The sequence below is a fragment of the Enterobacter sp. BNK-18 genome (assembly GCF_047456135.1).
GTDB classification, from domain to species: domain Bacteria; phylum Pseudomonadota; class Gammaproteobacteria; order Enterobacterales; family Enterobacteriaceae; genus Enterobacter; species Enterobacter ludwigii.
The window spans coordinates 875834-898636 of sequence record NZ_CP179899.1 but is presented as its reverse complement, the minus strand read 5'-3'; the positions used below and the strand labels follow the sequence as shown (position 1 = coordinate 898636).

Here is a 22803-nt window from a genome sequence, read left to right as displayed (position 1 = left end):
ATGACCATGTACGCCACACTGGAAGAAGCTATTGATGCCGCTCGTGAAGAGTTCCTCGCCGATAATCCCGGCGTTGAGGAAGAAAATGCTGACGTGCAACAACTTAATATCCAGAAATACGTTCTGCAGGACGGGGATATTATGTGGCAGGCCGAATTCTTTGCTGATGATGGCGAGGAAGGAGAATGTTTGCCGGTCCTGAGCGGAGAAGGTGCGCAGGCCGTCTTTGATGGCGACTATGACGAAATCGAACTACGGCAGGAATGGCTTGAAGAAAACACCCTGCACGAGTGGGATGAGGGCGAATTTCAGCTCGAGCCACCGCTGGATACGGAAGAAGGACAGACCGCAGCCGATGAGTGGGATGAGCGTTAATTTCCCCTATTCATAAGGGCCGTGCTGAGCGTCGATCGGCAGCAATAGCGTATCGAATACCAGTGAAAACGGTAAATCGAGCACGGTGAGATAGCGCCACGCTGAGTCACGTACATCCCATTTTACCCCGGGGTAGTACTGATTACCGTGGCCTTGCCCTGGAATGGTGCGGCTGATGATGCTGCCACAGCCGCTGAGTAAACACGCCATCATCACGGCGAGGATTATTTTCATCAATGACCTCTAAAAAAATACCGGCTTTTCAGCCGGTATTTTATTTGCCGGGTAGCGTAACGCCGCCGGGCACAGAAGGCTTACTTCGCCTTCAGCGCGAGTGGATTAATTTTAATCTCTTTATAGTGGCTGACCCACGAAGAGTATTTTTCCGGCGCAGACCACACACGGTAGTGAAGGCGTGCCATCGTAACCGGATCGCTCAACAGCACCAGACGACGGTCGCGGTTGAGCTTTTCCGGCGTATCGTTCAGCGCCTGCTCAACGTGACGATCGCGGGCAATCTCCAGTACCTGGCTTGCACGGTGACGCGCTGTCGCCATGGCCGTCGTCAGAGCGTTAAATGACGGGTTAAACACCGCGTGCATAAAACCATCTTCTAGCGAGCGTTTGCGGTTCTGCTCCAGATACGTGTCGGTATCCACCAGCACCTGTGGCGGCGAATACTCTTCCGGGATCAGGAACAGTTTCCAGCGCTTGGTACGCAGCCCCACCGTTGAACGGCTCGAAATCACTGACACAAACGGTGACAGGATCAGCGAGAAGACAATCGGTGCCAGCCAGAACAGGAAGCGCAGATCCAGCCAGGCCATACCTGCCGCCCATACCAGACCCAGCAGCAGCTGCGAGCCATGACGCATGAAGGCTTCCCCCCACGGCGTGGAGTCATCATCACGCTGCGGTGAATTCCAGACCACTTCCCAGCCGAGGAACGCGCTGACCACAAACACGGTATGGAACAGCATACGCACCGGCGCCAGCAGCACGGAGAACAGCACTTCCAGCAGAAGCGAGAGCGTTACGCGGCAGAAACCACCGTACTCTTTCGAGCCTTTGCACCAGATCAGAATGATACTGAGCAGCTTAGGCAGGAACAGCAGCACCATAGTGGAGGCAAACAGCGCAATCGCCAGCTCCGGACGCCACTGCGGCCACACCGGGAACAGCTGGCGCGGTTGCAGGAAGTATTGCGGTTCCGTCAGAGCATGCACCACCTGTAGCGCAGTAGAGAGCGCAAGGAACATAAACCACAGCGGTGCGGAGAGATAAGACATTACGCCAGTCAGGAACACAGCACGGTGAACCGGGTGCATCCCTTTTACGAGGAACAGGCGGAAGTTCATCAGGTTACCGTGACACCAGCGGCGGTCACGCTTGAGCTCATCCAGCAGGTTCGGTGGCAGCTCTTCGTAAGATCCCGGCAGGTCGTAGGCGATCCAAACGCCCCAGCCAGCACGACGCATCAACGCCGCTTCCACGAAGTCGTGCGACAGAATAGACCCCGCAAACGAACCTTCACCCGGCAGCGGAGCCAGCGCACAGTGCTCAATGAACGGCTTCACGCGGATAATGGCGTTGTGACCCCAGTAGTGAGACTCACCCAGTTGCCAGAAGTGCAGACCAGCGGTAAAGAGCGGCCCGTAGACGCGGGTTGCAAACTGCTGGCAGCGCGCATAAAGCGTGTCCATACCAGACGCTTTTGGCGAAGACTGGATAATCCCCGCGTTCGGGTTGGCTTCCATCAGACGCACCAGACCGCTCAGGCAGTCGCCGCTCATTACGGAGTCAGCATCGAGCACGACCATGTAGCTGTACTGATTCCCCCAGCGACGGCAGAAGTCATCGATGTTTCCGCTTTTACGCTTCACGCGACGACGACGACGACGGTAGAAGATCTGGCCTTCACCCTGCACTTCCGCGATCAGTTCCATCCAGGCTTTTTGCTCGGCAACGCAGATGTCCGGGTTGTAGCTGTCACTCAGGATATAGACGTCAAAATGCGCCGCGTTACCGGTTGCCTTTACGGACTCCCAGGTCGCACGCAGACCCGCAAATACGCGGTCAACGTCTTCGTTACAGATAGGCATGATCAGCGCCGTACGGTGCTCAGGATTAAGGGGTTCATCCCCGACCGTTGAGGCTGAAATGCTGTATTTGTCCCGCCCCATCAGCAGCTGCAGGAAGCCCATCAGCGCGGTCCAGAAACCGGCTGACACCCAGCAGAAGAGAACGGCAAACAGCAGAAGAATGCCGCTCTGCAGGATATACGGCAGCAGCTGCATGAAGGAGACCCAGATATCCTGGCCCATCATGTCTGCAGGGTTGATAAGCGCCCAGCCCTGGTAAGGCAGAATGGTTTTCATGTACCAGGTGGCGACCACGGTCTGCGCCAGCGTCAGTAACAGCAGAATGTAGCGACGAATGGTCCCCACGGTACGCCATTTCTGTTCGGAGGCCTGCTCTTCTTTCGTCAGGCGCGACAGATAGCGCGGCGTAACATCACGTCCACGCAGGCGATCCCAGAAGCGGCCAACCGGGTTGGTGCGCCACGGGTCAGGGAACATTGAAGAACGCGTGGCTTTCGGCATTGCCTGAAGCTGATCGCGTCCTTCGTCGTCTTTAATCAACTGCCCTTCTGCCAGCGAGTCTGGCCATGCCTGCTCCAGACGCGCCTTTACTGACCCCAGCGGCGTATCATCGTCACGAGAAAACGGACGATGTTCGCCATCCAGCGCGGTATGCACCGCGCGGATGTCGCTTTTAGGCAGCGCCGCTTTTTCAATGTCCGTCAGCGGCATGGCATCAATATATTCAGATGTATTATTCATTGGCAGGTAGCTGATAGCTCCAGGTTTCACTCAGCGGCTGATCGTTACTGACCAGCGCAGCACGCATTTCAGTGGTCTGTTTCGGATCTTTCACTTTCACGCGCAGCGTCAGACGCCAGCCTTTCGTTACCGGGTTATAGCGTACGGTGTTCTCAACGATTTCACCGTTATCACCGATGCTGGCCTGAGCCGCAACGGCAGTATCCGGGGACAGTTTTTTCATATCCTGGCCCGCGAAGTCCACAACAAAGGCCACGGTGCCATCAGGCTGACGGATCAGGTTAGACTGCTTCACATCACCCGTAGAACGGCGAGTCTGCATGACGTACGCATTATCCGGCGCATGCAGTTTGTCTTCGTCGCGGCTAAAGGTAATGGTGTATTTGAAGTTCATCTCTTTACCGGCTTCCGGCAGCTGATCCGGCGTCCAGTAAGCAACGATGTTATCGTTGGTTTCGTCATTGGTTGGAATTTCAACCAGCTCAACCTTACCTTTACCCCAGTCACCTTTCGGCGTGACCCAGGCGCTTGGGCGCAGGTCATAGCGGTCATCCAGATCTTCAAATCGGGAGAACTGACGGCCACGCTGCAGGAGGCCGAAACCTTGCGGGTTTTCCATCGCAAAACTGCTAACAGCCAGATGTTTCGGGTTATTCAGCGGACGCCAGATCCACTCACCATTACCTGCATGAATAGAAAGACCGTTGGAATCGTGCAGTTCCGGGCGGAAGTTCGTCGCCGGTGACGGCTGATTCGGCCCAAACAGGAACATACTGGTCAGCGGTGCAACGCCCAGTTTGCCGACTTTATCGCGCAGGTAAACTTTGGACTGCACGTCAACGACCGTGTCACGGCCAGGCATAATCACAAAGCGATAAGCACCGGTCGCACGCGGGGAATCCAGCAGTGCATAAATAGTCAGGCGCTTGTCGGTTGGTTTTGGACGTTCAATCCAGAACTCGCGGAAACGCGGGAACTCTTCACCTGATGGCAGCGCGGTATCAATGGCGAGGCCACGCGCAGAAAGCCCGTACACCTGCCCTGCCCCGATCACGCGGAAGTAGCTGGCACCGAGCATGCTGACGATTTCGTCGTTTTTATCTTTGCTGTTGATCGGGTAAAGCACCTTGAAGCCAGCGAAGCCCAGGTCTTTAACCGTATCTTTATCGTGCTGAACATTGCCAAAATTGAAGTAATCCGGGCTGTACTTGATTTTACGTACCGCGGTCGCCGTCACTTCATTAATGGCAACAGGCGTGTCGAAGTACATTCCCTGATGATAAAACTCAAGCTTGAACGGGGTTTTAATGTTGTTCCAGTACGCTTTGTCATGGTTGAACTGGATCTGCTGATAGTCCGCATACTTCATGTCGCGGAAAACGGAGGGCAAGTTACTTTTTGGCGCTTCGTAGCTCTTGCCTGCCATCGATTTTGCCTGTTTTGCGACATCGTCGATGTTAAAGGCCAGTGCCGATGAGGTATACAGAGATAACACCACTGCAGCACCCAACCAACGCATTTTCATCATATGTGGTTTATGTTTCATAATAAGTAAGCACTTCCCCCTTTGTGTGCTTATATCGATCCGATCCATTTTAATGGAAACTCAGGCAATCCGACAACATTATCACTGCTTTGTTCAGCTCGCTGGCTCATGGATTAAGCAAATGAAAGAACCCGCTTTTCACTTTGCGTGCTTATCCTGGAGACAGGGTGTCGGTCTTGGTGTAGGGTTGGCTTCGAATGTAACCATTATGAGTCTTAGGGATAAGGCGAAAAGTCTGAGAATGCACAAAGTTATATGAGCTCAACACCTGTAGAACGTGAATATTTCCTCGACTCGATCCGGGCATGGCTGATGCTGTTGGGGATCCCCTTTCACATTTCACTGATTTACTCCAGCCACACCTGGCATGTGAATAGCCAGATGCCTTCCTGGTGGCTCACGCTGTTTAATGACTTTATCCATGCCTTTCGTATGCAGGTGTTTTTTGTCATATCCGGCTATTTCTCCTACATGCTGTTCTTACGCTACCCGGTAAAACGCTGGTGGAAAGTGCGCGTGGAGCGTGTGGGCATTCCGATGTTGACTGCCATTCCCCTGCTGACGTTGCCGCAATTTATTATGTTGCAGTACGTCAAAGGCAAGGCGGAGAACTGGCCAAATCTGACGCTGTATGAAAAGTACAATACCCTGGTCTGGGAACTGGTGTCTCACCTGTGGTTCCTGCTGGTCCTGGTGGTGCTCACCACGGTCAGCCTGGTCATTTTCAGCCGCCTGCGCCATCGCCTGAGTACCCAGGCCGATACCTTCTTCGCCAACATTACGCTGGGTAAACTGTCTCTGCTCTTTTTGCTGCTGGGGATCGCCTATGCGGCCGTGAGACGCACGCTGTTTATCGTGTATCCGCCGATACTGAGTGACGGGCTGTTCAATTTCGTCGTGATGCAGTCGCTGTTTTATATCCCCTTCTTTTTAGCCGGTGCGCTGGCATTTATTCATCCCAAACTTAAATCGCTGTTTACCACCCCGTCGCCATGGTGCGCTCTGGGTGCCGCTATCGCGTTTGCGGCCTATCTGTTAAATCAGCGCTATGGCAGCGGCGATGGCTGGATGTATGAAACAGAAAGCGTGATCACCATGCTGCTGGGTCTGTGGATGGTGAATGTGGTCTTCGCGCTGGGACACCGCTTGCTGAACTTTAAGTCCAGCCGCGTAACCTACTTCGTCAATGCTTCACTGTTTATTTACCTGGTGCACCACCCGCTGACGCTGTTCTTCGGCGCTTATATCACGCCACATATTGCGTCCAACACGCTGGGTTTCTTTACCGGACTGGTCTTTGTGATTGGGATTGCCATCGTGCTTTATGAAATCCATCTGCGGATCCCGCTCCTGCGTTTCCTGTTTTCAGGAAAACCGCAGGCTAAAGCCTCATAAACAAACGCGGCGCACTCAGTGCGCCGCGTTTGTTTTAGCTCTCTACGTACTGTCCACGCTGCGTGAGAAGCCGCTGATAAAGGTGCGTGGTTTCTTCGTCGAAACAGACAAAAATCACCTTCTCAGGCATCGGCTTGAGGGAGAGGTATCGGTAAACGGTCTCTACCGCGATCGTGGCAGCGGCAGGTTTTGGATATCCGTATACCCCAGTGCTGATAGCCGGAAAAGCCATCGTCTTATAGCCGTTATCCGCTGCCAGGCGCAGGCAGTTGCGGTACGCCTCCTCCAGAATACTCGCCTCATGCCGATCGCCGCCATGCCATACAGGCCCCACTGCGTGAATCACCGCTTTGGCAGGAAGATCTCCCGCGAGGGTAATCACCGCATGACCCGGAGGACATTCACCCTGCTGCTGACGCACAGCTTTACAGGCCTCAAGGAGCTGCGGTCCTGCAGCCCGGTGGATTGCGCCGTCAACACCGCCCCCGCCCATCAGTGATGGATTGGCCGCATTAACGATCACGTCGACGTGCATCGTCGTAATATCGCCATGAATGACTTCAATTTGCGGTTTCATACGTACCCTCTGCTACCCGCCTTTTTCTTAAGTGTATCGCAGAGGAGGTATGGATAAAAAACTATCGGGGAAAAACCTCTTCCGCCGGGGAGCGGAAGAGCGAGAATTAACGATACTGAATTTGAACAACCGCGAGCGTTTTTTCGGGATTAAGGTACTTCATGCTGAGAGTTGCGAGGCTGGAATCGTTGACCTGACCGTTAAGTACATCTTCATAGCTGACCCTGCGCGTTTGCATCCGATTATTATCCGGGCATGTCATCGCAAACGCGTCATGATGCGGTGTGACCACGCAGGGGTCTGCGACAATAGCGCCGCGAAAATGAATCACACCACCGTCGACAATCGTGGCTGAAAAAGCGGGAGTAATAAATGCAGAGAGGATCAAACCTAAACCATAAACCCGTCGGGCTAAATATTTGGTCACTATATGTACTCCTCAATGAAAGTCGTCCTTGAGGGGTAAACGCGCTCCGCTAGGGCAAACGAAGCATCACGTTATGGAACAGCACTGCACAGTTCCTGATAACAGCATAGCTCAACCGCGCACGCCCGCCATATCCACAACGTCTTGATTTCATAATCATTAGAGCGCACTTCCCGCCGGGGACCATTGCTGTGATAAATGAAGCGATTTCCCGTCATAGACGGTGACAGTAATGTTCACCTTGTCTCCGGAATCTATATTTAAACTCAGCCGCATTAAATCAATCGTCTGATTAGCGGGAATAAAAAGTGTGTTTTGTTGCCGTGAAGAACTTTGCCCCCCAGCCCCTGTCGCAAAGAGACAATCTGCACCTGACATTCACACGGTTCCGTCAGAATAACCTGCGGAATAATGGTGGTCATATTTCCCTGTTGCGACGTTTTAAACGTGATCTGACTGGAAAGCGCCGCGAGGAGAATTAAGGTATTCATGATGAACTCCCGAAAAAAAAACAGGGCAAATGCCCTGTTTTTTGTAGCACAGACTGGAAATTAATACTGATGTGCAGTCGCGTGGTTGCCAAAACCAACCTGCTGAACAGTCACAGTGGATCCGGATGCGGTTTGATCAACAGCAGCACCGTTGCCACCACCGTACTGGCTAACGTTCATCACCGAGTGGTTACCATTCCACTGGTCAAGCGTTGCGCTGTTACCGAAACCATTCTGAGTCAGACTAATTGAGCTGTCATCAGAGCCCTGACCAACGTCAGCACCGTTACCGCCGCCACTTTGATTAATGGTCAGTGTGGAATTTCTCGCACTGGTTTGCAAAGCGAGAGCCGAGTTACCGCCACCGTACTGGTAAATGCTCAGCGTTGAATTTGGACCACTGTCATGACCACCGTGGCCATGCCCGTTACCCCAACCGCCTTGATTAATACTACCGGCCATAGCACTACCAGAAACTACGATTGCTGCAATTGCTGCCACTTTGATAAATTTCATGGTAAACCCCCATCGGATTGATTAAAGTCGCCGCTAAATAACTAACGCTGAATAACGCGAATCGCCATTTGCGACTGTCTCTGCACTACAACTGCGGTTTTCTGCGTACCGTACTGCGTAATATTTGCTCTATTACCCGACCCTTTTTGGATAATTTTCGCACTATTACCATATCCATCTTGCGTAATACCTGCATCATTCGCGCTACCGCTCTGATCGATCCAGGCAATATTATAAGTCCCTGATTGATCAACTCTCGCTCTGTTGCCTGCTCCATCCTGAGAAACAATGGACAATAATTTTGACCCGTCCTGGCGAACCTGAGCATCATTTAACATGCCCTGCTGACCAATAATGGCTGCCTGATTTAATGATGAACGACTTAATTCATTAACCGTGAAGTTATATTCAGCGTTAGCCAAATCTGAATCAGCCGCGATTACAAATCCAGGCGCACCCAGTAATGTAAACATCATAAATAACGATGTATTTTTCATGTTGTCACCCTGGACCTGGCTATTTGATAACGCCATAACCTTGTTACTGTGACTTCGTGTTAGAACGACTCGTAATTTGTTAACGCGTCGTTACGGTGATGAGTATGTCTGCCGAAACATTTTAAATATCTCACCCGCGTGGCTTATTTTTATTTATGACGTCACCTCAAAGTAGTAATTCCATGCAAAAAAACGTTATAGACCGGGGTTCTTATTTTTCTATTAAGCCTTTCTTAATAATCGATTGTGCAGCGGGACGAGAGGGATAAAGCCCCCATGCAACGGACGCTAAACGAAACGCCAGGAGGACATTTTACACAACACGTGACACGAGACCTGTTTTCTTAAGACGCAGCATCGTTCATTCCAGGACTTAGAAAATCTCTGTGACTCATACCTCTTTACGGGAAGAAATAAATAATTAATATTCATAAAAATCAAACAATTATAAATATTTGTATGATTTTTAAAATCTGTGCAGGGTTATTTACATGTACAACTTTCTTATCATTCCACAACATTTAAAAGAGTCCATTTTCACAAATTAATATTGATTTTTACATTCTGTTACACGTTTAACACTTGCTTTAAAGTTAGTAATAGCTAGATTGAAATCAGATGTACGAAATTTGTTTTATATTTACCTCCTGCTGGAGGTTATGGTTTTTTTCTTCACACAGCAGTGCAACATCTGTCAGTACTTCTGGGGTCCTCTTTTTTATCTGGAGGACCGCTGTCAGGTGTCATAAAAAAGTGGGGTTTCATCATGTATAATGAAGTCCAAAGTTTACATGGTCATACGTTACTGTTGATCACAAAACCTTCGTTGCAAGCGACCGCTTTATTACAACATTTAAAGCAGTCGCTGTCTCTGCACGGGAAATTACATAATATTCAACGTTCTTTTGATGATATTGCACCTGGCAGTATCATTCTGATTGATATGATGGAAGCGGATAAAAAGCTTATCCATTACTGGCAAGATAATTTAAGCAGGAAAAACAATAATATCCGCGTGTTATTATTGAATACCCCTGATGAGTATCCCTTCAGAGATATTGAAAGCTGGCCGCATATCAATGGTGTGTTCTATATCACGGAAGAAGAAGATCGGCTGGTCGAAGGTCTGCAGGGTATATTGCGCGGCGAGTGTTATTTTTCGCAAAAACTTGCCAGCTACCTCATCACGCACTCCGGAAATTACCGCTATAACAGTTCAGAGTCAGCGCTGCTAACGCACCGTGAGAAAGAGATCCTGAACAAATTGCGCATTGGTGCTTCAAATATTGAAATCGCCCGTTCGTTATTTATCAGCGAAAATACGGTAAAGACGCACCTTTATAATCTTTTCAAGAAGATAGCTGTTAAGAACCGAACTCAGGCTGTTTCATGGGCAAACGATAACCTCAGGCGTTAATCAAATGAAACGCACGTTGAGTTGGATCGCCGCAGCGAGTTTCATGCTCGCTGCCGGGAACGTACGGGCCGTCGAGGTCGAAGTTCCTGGATTGTTAACAGACCACACTGTCTCCTCGGTCGGGCACAATTTTTATCGTGCATTCAGTGACAAATGGGACAGTACATTTACTGGAAATATAACAATCAACGAGCGGCCCAGTGCACGATGGGGAAGTTGGATAACAATAACGGCTAATCAGGACGTTATTTATCAAACATTTTTATTCCCCACGAAAATAGACTTCGATAAAAACGTAGCCTTAGCACTGGCTCAATCAGAAGATGCTATTAATCGCCTGCAAATTGATAAAGCGCTATTAAGCACCAGCGATTTAGCAAAAGACGAATTCTAGCGAACCTATATCCGGAGGCTGTCATGCGTATTGCATATGCAGTTGTTTCGATAATGCTAATAACCCCTATAAGCTGGGCCGGAAATATGACGTTCCAGTTCCGTAACCCTAACTTTGGCGGTAATCCCAATAATGGGGCGTTTCTGTTGAACGAAGCCCAGGCGCAAAACTCCTATAAGGATCCCAGCTTTAAGGATTTTAGCGTCGATACCCCATCGGCACTGGACAACTTCACGCAGGCTATCCAGTCGCAGATTTTGGGAGGGTTGCTGACCAACATTAATACCGGCAAACCCGGCCGAATGGTGACCAACGACTTCATTGTCGACATCGCCAACAAGGACGGACAACTCCAGTTGAACGTTACCGATCGAAAAACCGGGAAAACCTCCACCATTCAGGTTTCCGGTCTACAAAGTGATTCAACGAATTTTTAAACAACAACGAAATAAGGACAACGATCATGCAGCGCTTCCTGATATTTGTTGCAGTGTGCTTATTGAGCGGTTGTTTAACTGCTCCACCTAAAGAAGCTGCAAAACCAACATTAATGCCTCGGGCTCAAAGCTATCGTGATTTAACACATTTACCTGCGCCGACCGGTAAAATATTTGTCTCGGTTTATAACATTCAGGATGAAACGGGACAATTTAAACCTTATCCGGCAAGTAACTTCTCTACGGCAGTGCCACAGAGCGCCACCGCCATGCTGGTGACCGCCCTGAAGGATTCGCACTGGTTTATTCCTCTGGAACGTCAGGGTCTCCAGAACCTGTTAAATGAACGGAAAATTATTCGCGCTGCGCAGGAAAATGGCACCGTCGCGAATAATAACCGCATGCCGCTGGAATCACTGGCCGCGGCGAACGTCATGATCGAGGGATCGATTATTGGTTATGAAAGCAACGTTAAATCGGGTGGTGTGGGCGCGCGATACTTTGGTATCGGTGCTGATACGCAATATCAGCTCGACCAAATCGCCGTTAACCTGCGTGTCGTCAACGTCAGCACGGGCGAAGTGCTCTCTTCGGTAACGACCAGCAAAACCATTCTTTCTTATGAAGTGCAGGCCGGGGTTTTCCGCTTCATCGATTACCAGCGTTTGCTGGAGGGTGAAATCGGGTATACCTCTAACGAACCGGTCATGATGTGTCTGATGTCAGCCATAGAAACCGGGGTAATCTTCCTGATTAATGATGGTATCGATCGTGGATTGTGGGACCTGCAGAACAAAGCAGAGGCGCAAAACCCGATACTGGTTAAATACCGCGATATGTCAGTGCCTCCGGAATCCTGACAGGAAGCGCATAAAAAAGGCGAGATCATCATCTCGCCTTTTTTTATTCGCTTACCGCACTGATGTTTTGCGCTTTATCCCGTCTGGCGGCCAGCCAGAGGCCGCTGTTCTTCATGGCATAGCCAAACACCAACCCCAGCATTAGCGAGGGAAGCACCAGCGCCCAGTCCCCCTGCCCTGCAAACGTCGCGCATGCGCCCATAAAGGTACCGGGTACAAACGACAGCAGCATATGCTTTGCCTGGATACACATCAAAAACGCGACTACGCCGGTCATGATATAGCCCAGCATCTCCAGATGCGGGGCCAGCGCGCTGCCCTTCATAATCACGAGTGCCCAGATAACACCGCTCATCAGGGTACAACCAGAGATGAAAAGCCCTTTTACGCCACCCTGCGGGCAGGCAAAGTAGGCCGTACAGCCCAGAAACCCGGCCCAGCTGAGCAACCCGAGAGAGACCGCCACCCATCCCCATAGTCCGGAGAGAATGCCTGTCGTTAATGCGATACACAGTAATATGTTCATGGCGCGCATCTTAGCAGAAGCGCGCCATGGAAATGAGATCAGATGCACATTCCGTGCAAGATGAAATGTATGGTTGCAGAATTTATGTGACCTAAATCACTCTTCATCCTCTTCTTCCAGCTCATCCCACATTGCCGCAATGGCGTCGCGGGTCAGCGGAGCCAGCGTTCTCCAGAACGGCGAGGTCGCATGTGCTTCAACTTTGCCGAGGAAAGTACCGCACCACGGCAGCAGATACGCTTCGAAGAGCGTTTCGATAGCCTCGTTCTCATCATCAGCGGCGTGATCTTCAATCCAGGACGCAGCCAGCAGCAGCGTTCCGATATGGTCAGCAGGGGTATCCGTCAGCGGCATTCCGCGTTCAGAGAGAAACGCGCGCACTTCCGCTTCCGTCGCCCCTTCCTGCCAGGCTGAACGGTACGGCGAAACGCGGCATTCGTCGCCAATAAACAGTGCGTTGTAATCCGTTGAAATCTGCTGCATATCACAACTTTTTTGCAGACGCTCCAGCAACTCATCCTGTTCCAGCGGCCAGTTTTGCGCCAGTTTCCCTTCACGAATCAGGGTAAAGAGTGGAACCAGCAGCGGGTCTTGCGGCTGACGATAGAACAGCGTACCCAGCACGCGGCAAAGGATGGAAAACTCATTCATTTTTTTATTCCATTACACAATTAAAGATCGGCAAATTCATCAATCGGATCCATTCCACGTGACTCGAGGAAATCAAGCATGCGGCGTGGGGTAACGTTAAGGATCCTGTCTTCCGGGAAATCCACGTCATTCAGTATTTTCAGGCATTCACTAAAATCACCCAGCGTAAACGCGGTATGGGAATCGGAACCCAGCGCCACCATGCCGCCGGCATCCCGTACTGCAGCTGCAACGGCGCGACAGTTTGCTTCACTGCCCTTACGCGAGTGAACAAAAGAAGAGTTATTGATCTCCAGCGCCACGCGGTGTTTCGCTGCCGCCTGGGCAACAGCCTCGATATCAATCGGGTATTTAGGATTACCCGGATGAGAAATAATGTGCACGTTGCCGCTGGCTATAGCAGCAATCATCGCTCGGGTGTTCGTCTCTTTATCCTGCGGCGCGAAAACCGGCTCGTGGAAACCGGCAAGGATCAGATCCAGAGAGGTCAGCATCGGTCCGGTGCAGTCGATTTCACCGTCTGTATTTTTAATGTTTGCCTCGATACCGCGCAGTATCCCAATACCGTCCACCAGACGTGGCCAGATCCGCATATTCACAAAATGCCAGTAGTGCGGCGCATCTGCCATGTCCGGGCCGTGATCGGTAATCGCAAAAAGCGTAATGCCCTTGCGTTTCGCTTGCGCGATATAATCATGGAGGTTGCTATACGCGTGGGTACTGGCGACGGTGTGCATATGCAGGTCAACGGGATACATCTTTCTCTCCTCTGCGGTTTTTCCAAAGGATAGCAGTTATCTGCAGCGTATATTAGCAAAAACCCGGCTAACGCCGGGTTTCACTCAGTAGCCGCGCTGTCTGTCGACCTGTCCGGTTACCGGATGGCCCTGCTCCATCTCACTGATGGTGTGGGTAATATAGGCCACAGCTTCCGCCGGACGCGTGACCGCTGCAATGTGCGGCGTCATCGCCACACGCGGATGTGCCCACAGCGGGCTTTCGGCCGGTAACGGCTCGCGGCTGTACACATCCAGCATCGCCCCTTTCAGTTTTCCGCTGTTCAGCGCCTGCAGCAGATCGGACTCAATAAGGTGTACCCCGCGCGCCAGGTTCATTACATAACTCTGGTCAGCCAGTTGATTTAGCAGTGCACCATTGATAATCCCCACCGTTTCGGCCGTATTTGGCAGCAGGTTGATGAGCACGCGCGTACCGTTCAGGAACGCAGGAAGCTCATCAGCGCCGGCAAAACTTTCTACGCCCGGATAATCCTTGCGGCTACGGCTCCAGCAACGCAGTGGGAAGCCCCACGGGGCAAGTGCTTCAGCGACTTTTGAGCCGAGCACGCCAGCCCCGAGGATACCAATGGTAAAATCTTCGCGCTGATAATCCGGCAGCGGTTCCCAGTGGGATTGCTGTTTTAATGCCTGATAGTCGTCGAAGCGGCGGAACCAGTGCAGCACCTGGCTGACGGCATACTCCTGCATTTGCTGGCCCATGCCGGTATCTTCCAGGCGGAAAAGGGGGATCTCTTCCGGCAGCATTTCAGGGTGTGCTTTCAGTTTGCTCAGAATCGAATCCACGCCGGCGCCCAGCGCAAAAACGGCCTTCAGTTTACGGCCCTGGAGCATTTCTACCGGCGGATGCCAGACCAGCGCGTAGTCAGCATGTTCGTTATCACCACGTTTCCACTCACGCACGCGCGCCCCGGGCAACGCCGCCGAAAGTGCCTTAATCCAGTAAGCAGTATCAAAAGTGGGGTGATAGAAGATTATATCCATAGTCATTCCTGCCTTTTATTGCGCTGTTTTGTGTTCATTTTCAACTGGATTGCCAGCATAACAAATTTTTACCGCCACCGCGTTGTTGATAAAAAAGGCGCTTTCAGCACATTTAAAAGCCATGTTGACTGAAGTTTGTCTAAATGCGCTGATTTACTGAAAAAGTGAGTTGACGCCAGTTCGGCTTTTCCTTACATTAGCGCCCGTCCCGGCAACAACGGGATGACAATATGGTGAGGTGTCCGAGTGGCTGAAGGAGCACGCCTGGAAAGTGTGTATACGGCAACGTATCGGGGGTTCGAATCCCCCCCTCACCGCCATATTCAAGATGAGAGCTCGTACGAAAGTACGGGCTTTTTTCTTTTATATTCTCCGCCAGTGCAGCATGCGCCCTGAGCCCCTCTCCCGAAAGATTAATCTTCCACCATCCGCGCATACTCTTCGGTAAGAAAATCCACCAGTGCCCTGACAGACGGGAGTAACCCGCGTCTTGAAGGATACACAGCATGAATCACCTCACGTCGTGGCTCCCAGGCATCAAGTACGCGAATGAGGTCCCCTGACGCAAGCTGCTCTTTCACCATCAATATGGGCAACTGCACCACGCCGATACCCGCTATAGCCGCTTCACGCAATGCCAGCATATCGGTAGTGATCAGGCGAGGATGGTAATGGATTTCCGCCTTCGCCCCTTCGGGACCGCTCAGTTCCCATTTATGGATGTGTTTACCCTCGTTCGTACTTAATCCAGGCCAGGCACTGAGTTCAGAGGGCACCAACGGTTTACCCATCCGCTGAATCAACGCCGGTGCGGCGACCAGACAATGTCCCCGGTCCGCCAGTACCCTTAACACCAGATCGCTGTCATCGAACGGACGCGGGCGCACGCGAATCGCGACATCAATCCCCTCCCCCACCAGGTCTACCCGCCGGTTGGTTGCCTCAAGCTGCAGCGCGATCCCTGGATAGCGCGCCATAAATCTCGCCAGCATCGGGCCAACATGGACATGCAACAATGTTATCGGGCAGGTGATCCTGACAATACCGCGCGGCTCAGCCTGTAACGCGGCCACCGCCTCCTCAGCAGCTTCTGCTTCCACCATCATCGCTTTACAGTGCTGATAGAAGGTCTGGCCTACTTCTGTCACCGTAAACTGCCGCGTTGTGCGATGTATTAACCGCACGCCAAGCCGCTCTTCCAGCTGAGCTATCCGGCGACTTAGCCGGGACTTCGGCAAATCGAGCGCACGCCCCGCGGCAGCAAAACCACCGTAGTCGACCACCTTCACAAACCAGACGAAGTCATTGAGATCCTGCATAAATCCTCATCGTTCTATTTTCAGAACAGTGAATGCCATTTTCACTATCTACCGGGATATTAACGCTGAATATAAGCTAATTACATCAACAACGCTTCAGGAGTTCATCATGAAAAACGTAACAGGCGTGTATACCGCTCCCCGTCAACACTGGGTTGGTGATGGTTTCCCGGTACGTTCAATGTTTTCTTACCAGACGCACTGCGAGCCACTCAGCCCGTTCTTGCTGCTGGACTACGCCGGGCCATACACCTTCCCGGCGGATGGGGCAAAGCGCGGCGTCGGCGAGCATCCGCACCGGGGTTTCGAAACGGTCACCCTCGTCTATTCCGGCGAAGTTGAACATCGAGATTCCACCGGCAGAGGCGGCGTAATAGGCCCCGGGGACGTGCAATGGATGACGGCGGGCGCTGGCATTTTGCACGAGGAGTTCCACTCCAGCGCGTTCGCGCAGAAAGGCGGTGAACTGAAAATGATGCAGCTGTGGGTCAACCTGCCTGCCAAAGACAAAATGGCGACGCCGGGCTACCAGAGCATCACTAAGACGGAAATCCCTGTGGTCACGCTGCCGGATAACAGCGGCTCGCTGCGGGTTATCGCAGGTCGCTACGAGGATGTTGCTGGCCCCGCGCACACCTTTTCGCCGCTAAACGTCTGGGACATCGCGCTCAATCAGGGTAGCCATCTCACGCTCAGTCAGCCGGAGGGCTGGAGCACGGCGCTGGTTGTGATGGAAGGCACCATTACGGTGAACGGAACAGCCCAGGCAGGCGAGGCACAGCTGGTTGTATTAAGCCAGCAAGGCGACACACTCCATCTGGAAGCGAGCCTCGATGCCAAAGTCCTGCTGATGGCCGGCGAACCGCTGAATGAACCCATCGTGGGCTATGGGCCGTTTGTGATGAACAGTAAAACCGAAATCGCGGAAGCCATTCGTGATTTCAACTCCGGCCGCTTCGGCCAGATCTGATGGTAATAAAGGAGAAGAAGATGTCTGCACCTGCAAATTTTAACGGCTCACGCCCGGTTATTGATGTAAACGATGCGGTGATGTTGCTTATCGATCACCAGAGCGGACTTTTCCAGACCGTGGGGGATATGCCAATGCCAGAGTTGCGCGCACGTGCTGCGGCGCTGGCAAAAATCGCTACCCTGGCGAAGATCCCTGTGATCACCACCGCTTCTGTTCCGCAGGGACCGAATGGCCCCCTTATCCCGGAGATCCACGCTAATGCGCCACATGCGCAATACGTTCCACGTAAAGGTGAGATCAACGCCTGGGATAACCCGGAGTTTGTGGCTGCGGTGAAAGCCACGGGGCGCAAAACGTTGATCATCGCCGGCACCATCACCAGCGTCTGCATGGCGTTTCCCTCTATTAGCGCAGTCGCGGAGGGTTATAAAGTGTTTGCGGTTATTGATGCCTCCGGCACCTACAGCAAAATGGCTCAGGAGATCACCCTGGCGCGCGTGGTCCAGGCCGGGGTGGTACCAATGGATACCGCGGCGGTTGCCTCTGAGATCCAGCGGACATGGAACCGGGAAGATGCAGCCGAGTGGGCTGAAGTGTATACCCATATCTTCCCTGCCTATCAGTTGCTGATCGAAAGCTATACCAGAGCACAAGAGGTGGTCAAAAACAGCGAAGTGCTCGATTCACAGCGTTAATCAACGGCTCCACGGTCAAAAAGACGTGGAGCTGATTATTGCTTAACCGAACAAGCACTAAAGCAGAAAATCTGCTTGACCGTTTTAGCGCAACTCCCTATAGTAGCGCCCCGTTGCCCCCCAAGCGGTCAGGCAGCAAAACAATATGGTGAGGTGTCCGAGTGGCTGAAGGAGCACGCCTGGAAAGTGTGTATACGGCAACGTATCGGGGGTTCGAATCCCCCCCTCACCGCCATATTCAAGATGAGAGCGCGTACGAAAGTACGGGCTTTTTTCTTTTATATTCCCCGGACAGGACGCCCGCACAAAAAACAAAGCCCGGTTTCCCGGGCCTTGAACACAACGGCTAACTCAATAGTACGCTTGCAACGTACGCTGGCAGAGCGCTGAACGCACGCAGTCTTCTTTCGTGAAGCGTACCACCCCAATCATCTCATCTTCCTCAAAACGTGACATGGCGTCGCTCAGTCCGGACTTCACGCCCGACGGCAGATCGCACTGGGTAATATCACCATTGACGATGACCGTCACGTTTTCCCCGAGGCGCGTTAAAAACATCTTCATTTGCGCTGCGGTCACGTTCTGAGCCTCGTCAAGAATGACGACCGCATTTTCAAATGTACGTCCGCGCATATAAGCGAACGGCGCGATTTCCACCTTGCCAATCTCTGGTCGCAGACAGTACTGCATAAAGGATGCTCCCAGACGTTTCACCAGCACGTCATAGACGGGCCTGAAGTAAGGGGCAAACTTCTCTGAAATATCTCCGGGCAAGAAGCCAAGATCTTCATCAGCCTGCAGTACCGGACGGGTGACAATAATTCTCTCCACGTCTTTATGGATCAGCGCCTCTGCCGCTTTGGCTGCACTGATCCACGTTTTCCCGCATCCGGCTTCGCCGGTTGCAAAGATGAGCTGTTTACTCTCGATAGCATTCAGGTAGTGCGCCTGAGCCTCATTGCGCGCCACAATTGGAGAATTATCACGGCTGTCTCGGGCCATGCCAATTGCTTCTACGCCACTCATCTGCACAAGCGAGGTGACCGATTCTTCTTCACGCTGTTTATGGCTACGTGAATCCCGTCTCAGCACACGTTTTGCTTCGCGACGAGCTTTGATCACTGCTTTTTGTCTTCCCATGGATAGCACCTTGAGTTGTTGGTATTCATCACACGTGCCAGTTTCAGCACGATTATGCGCACGAACATCAGAGGGTTGGCTTCCTTGTAAGCCATTGCTTGCTTTACCGGATGACGCAACAGAACGGCTACGCGCACCATTCTGCACGTCGGTCGAAAGAGATTCTTGAGTCGAGGGGGATAATTTTGTGGTGAGGAAATCGCTGCCGGAGTCTGAGCCTCCGCGCCGGGTGCTGCGGGTGTTGTGTTTACCATGTCCAGTACAGGACGCAACCATTCGCGATCTCCATAGTGATTCAGCATCACTGCCGGGAACTACCGCTGTCTTATCTTAAGTACATCAGGAGTTATCATAAATGCAACATTTATTTTACCTGAACGTAACTTTAAGACTGTCCCTACAGTGGAAATCAGTCTCATACAGGAATATTACAGAAATATAACAGCAGGACAGGCATATGAAAAAATAATGTCCCCGCGAATTATCGCAGGGACAATTATCAGGCTTCAATCAACCCTTGAGCGAGATAGGCGTTGCGATCGCGTGCGCCAGGCAGGGCAAAGAAATAACCGCCGCCGATGGGTTTAATGTACTCTTCCAGCGCTTCCCCGTTTAAGCGTTTCTGTACGGTCAGGAAGCCCTTCTCCAGGTCGTGCTGATAGCAGACAAACAGCAGCCCCATATCGAGCTGGCCAGCGTTGGTTACGCCAAGTGAATAGCTATATCCCCGACGCATCATCAGGCTGGATTGTGTCTCTTTGGTACGCGGATTGGCCAGGCGGATATGGCTGTCCAGCGCGATGACATCGCCATTCGGATCGCTGGCGTAGTCAGGCACATCATGCTCGTTCTTCATCCCGAGCGGAGCGCCACTCTGTTTATCGCGGCCAAAAATCGTCTGCTGCTCTTTGAGCGGCGTACGGTCCCAGAACTCCACGTGGAACTGAATAATCCGCACCGCCTGATAACTTCCCCCCACAGCCCATGCCGGCTCGCCCTGATCGGCCGTCACCCAGACCACCTCTTTCATGAGCGGGTCATTACGGCTGTCCGGGTTGGCCGTGCCGTCTTTAAAGCCCAGCAGGTTAACCGGCGTCTCTTTCCCTTTGCTGCGGGCGGCATGGTCAGAGATAAACCCTTCCCGCTTCCAGCGAACGCTCAGCAGGTCCGGCGTGTGCTTGATGATGTCGCGCAGCGCGTGGATCACCGTATCCTGGGTGTTGGCGCAAATTTGCAGGAGCAGATCGCCGTGGCAGAGAGCAGCATCCAGAGAATCATTCGGGAAACGCGTCATTTTCTGCAGCGCTTTTGGCTTCTGTTTTGCCAGCCCGTAGCGCGCATCAAACAGCGACTCACCGAGCGAAACGGTTATCGTCAGGTTATCCGGAGCGATAAATGCCCCGAGGATACCGGAGTCCATCGGCGGCAGACGCGGGTTAGGCGTGTCCGGCGCCGGACCACCGGCGGTGAGAAACGCGATGCGCGTCGTCAGCAGGCGGAACAAACGCTCAAGATCGGCTTTATCGCTTGCCAGCGAATCAAAAGCCACCAGCATCATGGAGGCCTGCTGTGGCGTCAGAATGCCCGACTGATGCTCGCCATAAAAAGGCTGCGTCTCCATGCGTGCATTGGGTGACAGCGTGCCTGGAGCACTTTGCGGTTTCGCCGCATGCGCCACCGGGCACCCTCCGGCCAGAGCAAGGGCGCCCCCCAGCGCCCCTACTCCTTTTAACAATCGACGACGTGAAGGTTCCACCACGTCGTGTTCATTCTGCTTGTTCATCGTGCTTAATCCAGACCCAGTACGCCACGCAGCAGGGAGAGATCTTCCGCCAGTGTGGTAATCGGGCCTTTCAGCGCGTTACGGTCGGCATCGGTCAGTTTATCGTAGGTTTCAAACCCGTCTTTGGTACGGTACTTCGCCAGAATGGTGTCGACTTTTTTGAAGTTGGCATCCACTTTCGCCAGCAGTTCGCTGTTATCTTTCTGCAGCTGAGGACGCAGCAGATCGACAATTTTCTGCGCGCCATCGACGTTGGCCTGGAAGTCCCACAGGTCGGTGTGGCTGTAACGGTCTTCTTCACCGCTGATTTTACTTGCCGCCACTTCTTCAATCAGACCCGCGGCACCGCCCACCACTTTTGATGGCGGGAAGGCCAGCTCACTGATGCGTTTTTGCAGCTCAAGCACGTCACTGTTCAGCTGATTGGCATATTTATCCATCCCTTTGAGAGTGTTATCGCCAAACAGGGCTTTCTCCAGACGGTGGAAGCCGGTAAATTTCGGGTCGGCGGCTTTCTGCTCAAAATCATCTTCACGGGCATCAATGCTGCCATCCAGGTCAGAGAACAACTCGGCAATCGGCTCAATCCGCTCGTAATGCTGACGGGTTGGCGCATACAGGGATTTCGCTTTCGCGATATCGCCCGCTTTCACCGCATCGGTGAAGGCTTTGGTACCGGTAGCCAGGTCCGCCGTCTCTTTCATGACATACGCTTTATAAGCAGTAATCGCATCACCCAGGCTCAACAGAGCCGTGCCTTTTCCGGCGTCGGCCGTGGCGTCGCCCTTCACGATAAGCTTGCCTTTAGGGTTCGTCAGCAGCCCGCAGGTCATCTCATATTCACCCGGCTGCAGGTTGGCGGTCATCTTCTGACTAAAGCCCGGCGCGATATTTTCACGCTCTTCCACCACCATGACGCCTTTCAGGATTTCCCACTCCAGCGCCTTCTGGCTGTGGTTCTGAATAATAAACTGGGTTTTGCCGCTGTTGACCGTGATGGTCATTGGCTCGCACTGCTTATCATTGACCGAAACCTTGACCTGCGGAACATCCGCGCCCCAGGCGGAAAATGCTGAAGCGAACAGCGCGGCAATGCCTGCGCATAATGCACTACGACGGAACTGAATTGCCATGACTCTTCCCTTTAAAAGTATGTTGTAACTAATGCAGACAGATTACGGCGCAACGCGCGACGTCTGAGTGCCGGTGCGCGGCGGCATGGCAAACAGCACCAGCGCCGGAACCAAATAGATAAAGTACATCGCCACTTCGCTGACGCTCGGCGTTTCCTGGTAACCAAAAATACCTTCGAGCAAGGTACCGGTCAGGGAATGCGTTGAGAGCACGTTACTGAGGTCGAACGCCACTTCCTGGAAGTGATTCCACAGGCCCGCTTCGTGGAAAGCGCGGATCGCCCCCGCCGCCAGCCCAGCGGCCACCAGCAGAATAAACAGGCTGGTCCATTTAAAGAACGCACCCAGGTTAAGGCGAATGCCACCCCAGTAGAGCAGGAATCCCAGCACCACCGCAGTGGCCAGACCCAGCATCGCACCCAGCGGTGGCCAGATCCCCACATCCTGCTGAAATGCCGCCAGCAGGAAGAAAACCGACTCCAGCCCTTCCCGCGCCACGGCGAAAAAGACCATCATGATCAGCGCCCAGCCGTGGTTATTGCCCTTTTGCAGGGCGTTATCCACCGCCTGCTCAAGCTGCACCTTCACGTTGCGGGACACTTTACGCATCCAGAACACCATCCAGGTGAGGATTACCACGGCAATGACGGCCACGATCCCTTCAAACAACTCTTGCTCTTTCTGGGGAAACTCACCGGTGGTTTCATTGATAAGAATGCCGAGGCCCAGACAGAGTGCTGCAGCGAGGAATACCCCAATCCACATGACACCAATCCAGCGTCCACGCTGGGTTCGCTTCAGATAACTGGCGATGAGGCTGACGATGAGGGCCGCTTCGAGACCTTCACGTAACATAATGAGAAATGGAACAAACATGCCGACACCTTAAATGTTTATCGCGGTCAACTGATGCAAAGAAAGGTAAATTCTTGTGATAGTGATTATCATTACGCCAGCAAGAAAAACAAGCGAAATGTGTGTTGTTTTGATGACGAGTTGTAAACACCCAGCCTGGTAATAATTGCTG

24 protein-coding genes, 2 tRNA genes and 1 pseudogene are annotated in these 22803 nt (G+C 52.5%); 10 read left to right on the top strand and 17 right to left on the bottom strand.

Features of this window, described 5'->3' with window-relative positions; translation table 11 throughout:
* Positions 1-375: a MysB family protein gene (locus ACMGG3_RS04250; RefSeq protein ID WP_020884694.1), complete on the top strand. Its 375-nt coding sequence runs from the start codon at positions 1-3 to the stop codon at positions 373-375.
* A gap of 6 nt (positions 376-381) precedes the next feature.
* On the opposite strand, the gene ACMGG3_RS04245 is transcribed toward ACMGG3_RS04250, so the two are convergent.
* The 3 genes from ACMGG3_RS04245 to mdoG all read right to left on the bottom strand — a co-directional run bounded on the left by ACMGG3_RS04245 (position 382) and on the right by mdoG (position 4764).
* Positions 382-609 carry a YceK/YidQ family lipoprotein gene (locus tag ACMGG3_RS04245; protein ID WP_020884695.1) on the bottom strand — a complete coding sequence of 76 codons (228 nt, stop codon included), beginning with the start codon at positions 607-609 and terminating at the stop codon, positions 382-384.
* An 80-nt stretch (positions 610-689) separates the two neighbouring features.
* The gene (mdoH, locus tag ACMGG3_RS04240) at positions 690-3218 is read right to left on the bottom strand and encodes a glucans biosynthesis glucosyltransferase MdoH (protein ID WP_333098915.1); all 2529 of its coding nucleotides are present in this window, start codon (positions 3216-3218) and stop codon (positions 690-692) included.
* Positions 3211-4764, bottom strand: a complete 1554-nt coding sequence (gene mdoG, locus ACMGG3_RS04235) for a glucans biosynthesis protein MdoG (protein WP_414149614.1) — start codon at positions 4762-4764, stop codon at positions 3211-3213. Before mdoG ends, mdoH begins: the two co-directional genes overlap by 8 nt.
* 255 nt (positions 4765-5019) lie before the next feature.
* On the opposite strand from mdoG, the gene mdoC reads away from it, so the two are divergent.
* Positions 5020-6159 (top strand): glucans biosynthesis protein MdoC, encoded by a 1140-nt coding sequence (gene mdoC, locus ACMGG3_RS04230; protein WP_014169528.1) that lies wholly within the window; start codon positions 5020-5022, stop codon positions 6157-6159.
* A 34-nt stretch (positions 6160-6193) separates the two neighbouring features.
* Here mdoC and ymdB read toward each other — a convergent pair whose 3' ends face one another.
* From ymdB to csgB, 5 genes and pseudogenes are all read right to left on the bottom strand, one after another.
* Positions 6194-6736, bottom strand: coding sequence for an O-acetyl-ADP-ribose deacetylase (gene ymdB, locus ACMGG3_RS04225; RefSeq protein ID WP_414149613.1), 543 nt, complete (start codon positions 6734-6736; stop codon positions 6194-6196).
* Between the two features lie 106 nt (positions 6737-6842).
* On the bottom strand, positions 6843-7163 hold the full coding sequence (locus ACMGG3_RS04220) for a hypothetical protein (protein ID WP_014169526.1): 321 nt from the start codon (positions 7161-7163) through the stop codon (positions 6843-6845).
* Positions 7164-7322: 159 nt separating this feature from the next.
* Positions 7323-7654, bottom strand: a pseudogene (gene csgC / locus ACMGG3_RS04215) (curli assembly chaperone CsgC).
* Between the two features lie 60 nt (positions 7655-7714).
* Positions 7715-8170, bottom strand: a complete 456-nt coding sequence (gene csgA, locus ACMGG3_RS04210) for a curli major subunit CsgA (protein WP_014169524.1) — start codon at positions 8168-8170, stop codon at positions 7715-7717.
* A gap of 41 nt (positions 8171-8211) precedes the next feature.
* Positions 8212-8667 carry a curli minor subunit CsgB gene (csgB, locus tag ACMGG3_RS04205; protein ID WP_020884698.1) on the bottom strand — a complete coding sequence of 152 codons (456 nt, stop codon included), beginning with the start codon at positions 8665-8667 and terminating at the stop codon, positions 8212-8214.
* A gap of 766 nt (positions 8668-9433) precedes the next feature.
* Here csgB and csgD point away from each other — a divergent pair.
* Genes csgD through csgG form a run of 4 tightly spaced genes read left to right on the top strand, consistent with a single transcriptional unit; the run spans position 9434 to position 11775 of the window.
* Positions 9434-10084, top strand: a complete 651-nt coding sequence (gene csgD / locus ACMGG3_RS04200; protein ID WP_020884699.1) for a biofilm master transcriptional regulator CsgD — start codon at positions 9434-9436, stop codon at positions 10082-10084.
* A 4-nt stretch (positions 10085-10088) separates the two neighbouring features.
* Complete coding sequence (csgE, locus tag ACMGG3_RS04195) at positions 10089-10478, top strand: curli production assembly/transport protein CsgE (RefSeq protein WP_020884700.1); 390 nt, start codon at positions 10089-10091, stop codon at positions 10476-10478.
* 23 nt (positions 10479-10501) lie between these two features.
* Positions 10502-10915 carry a curli production assembly/transport protein CsgF gene (gene csgF, locus ACMGG3_RS04190; protein ID WP_020884701.1) on the top strand — a complete coding sequence of 138 codons (414 nt, stop codon included), beginning with the start codon at positions 10502-10504 and terminating at the stop codon, positions 10913-10915.
* A 26-nt stretch (positions 10916-10941) separates the two neighbouring features.
* Entirely contained in the window at positions 10942-11775 is an 834-nt protein-coding gene (gene csgG, locus ACMGG3_RS04185; RefSeq protein WP_014169519.1) for a curli production assembly/transport protein CsgG, read from the top strand.
* 43 nt (positions 11776-11818) lie between these two features.
* Here the strand turns inward: csgG and ACMGG3_RS04180 are convergent, their stop codons facing one another.
* The 4 genes from ACMGG3_RS04180 to ghrA form a co-directional block, all read right to left on the bottom strand.
* Positions 11819-12301, bottom strand: coding sequence for a DUF1097 domain-containing protein (locus ACMGG3_RS04180; RefSeq protein ID WP_414149612.1), 483 nt, complete (start codon positions 12299-12301; stop codon positions 11819-11821).
* 96 nt (positions 12302-12397) lie between these two features.
* Positions 12398-12952, bottom strand: coding sequence for a molecular chaperone (locus ACMGG3_RS04175; RefSeq protein ID WP_020884703.1), 555 nt, complete (start codon positions 12950-12952; stop codon positions 12398-12400).
* A gap of 20 nt (positions 12953-12972) precedes the next feature.
* Positions 12973-13710: a phosphatase gene (locus ACMGG3_RS04170; RefSeq protein WP_014169516.1), complete on the bottom strand. Its 738-nt coding sequence runs from the start codon at positions 13708-13710 to the stop codon at positions 12973-12975.
* A gap of 84 nt (positions 13711-13794) precedes the next feature.
* Positions 13795-14733, bottom strand: a complete 939-nt coding sequence (gene ghrA / locus ACMGG3_RS04165) for a glyoxylate/hydroxypyruvate reductase GhrA (protein ID WP_063934350.1) — start codon at positions 14731-14733, stop codon at positions 13795-13797.
* A gap of 232 nt (positions 14734-14965) precedes the next feature.
* Between ghrA and ACMGG3_RS04160 the strand changes: the two genes are divergently transcribed.
* Positions 14966-15053, top strand: a tRNA-Ser gene (locus ACMGG3_RS04160).
* Between the two features lie 93 nt (positions 15054-15146).
* On the opposite strand, the gene ACMGG3_RS04155 is transcribed toward ACMGG3_RS04160, so the two are convergent.
* Complete coding sequence (locus tag ACMGG3_RS04155) at positions 15147-16052, bottom strand: LysR family transcriptional regulator (protein ID WP_068794498.1); 906 nt, start codon at positions 16050-16052, stop codon at positions 15147-15149.
* Positions 16053-16161: 109 nt separating this feature from the next.
* Between ACMGG3_RS04155 and ACMGG3_RS04150 the strand changes: the two genes are divergently transcribed.
* The 3 genes from ACMGG3_RS04150 (at position 16162) to ACMGG3_RS04140 (ending at position 17955) form a co-directional block, all read left to right on the top strand.
* On the top strand, positions 16162-17022 hold the full coding sequence (locus ACMGG3_RS04150; RefSeq protein ID WP_414149611.1) for a pirin family protein: 861 nt from the start codon (positions 16162-16164) through the stop codon (positions 17020-17022).
* Between the two features lie 20 nt (positions 17023-17042).
* Positions 17043-17720, top strand: coding sequence for an isochorismatase family protein (locus tag ACMGG3_RS04145; RefSeq protein WP_040017121.1), 678 nt, complete (start codon positions 17043-17045; stop codon positions 17718-17720).
* Between the two features lie 147 nt (positions 17721-17867).
* A tRNA-Ser gene (locus ACMGG3_RS04140) sits at positions 17868-17955 on the top strand.
* A 116-nt stretch (positions 17956-18071) separates the two neighbouring features.
* Here the strand turns inward: ACMGG3_RS04140 and phoH are convergent.
* From phoH to efeU, 4 genes are all read right to left on the bottom strand, one after another.
* On the bottom strand, positions 18072-18860 hold the full coding sequence (phoH, locus tag ACMGG3_RS04135; protein WP_024908976.1) for a phosphate starvation-inducible protein PhoH: 789 nt from the start codon (positions 18858-18860) through the stop codon (positions 18072-18074).
* Positions 18861-19359: 499 nt separating this feature from the next.
* The gene (gene efeB / locus ACMGG3_RS04130; protein WP_020884708.1) at positions 19360-20643 is read right to left on the bottom strand and encodes an iron uptake transporter deferrochelatase/peroxidase subunit; all 1284 of its coding nucleotides are present in this window, start codon (positions 20641-20643) and stop codon (positions 19360-19362) included.
* Between the two features lie 5 nt (positions 20644-20648).
* On the bottom strand, positions 20649-21776 hold the full coding sequence (efeO, locus tag ACMGG3_RS04125) for an iron uptake system protein EfeO (RefSeq protein WP_414149610.1): 1128 nt from the start codon (positions 21774-21776) through the stop codon (positions 20649-20651).
* 42 nt (positions 21777-21818) lie between these two features.
* Positions 21819-22652: an iron uptake transporter permease EfeU gene (gene efeU / locus ACMGG3_RS04120; protein ID WP_020884710.1), complete on the bottom strand. Its 834-nt coding sequence runs from the start codon at positions 22650-22652 to the stop codon at positions 21819-21821.
* Between the last annotated feature and the right edge of the window lie 151 nt (positions 22653-22803).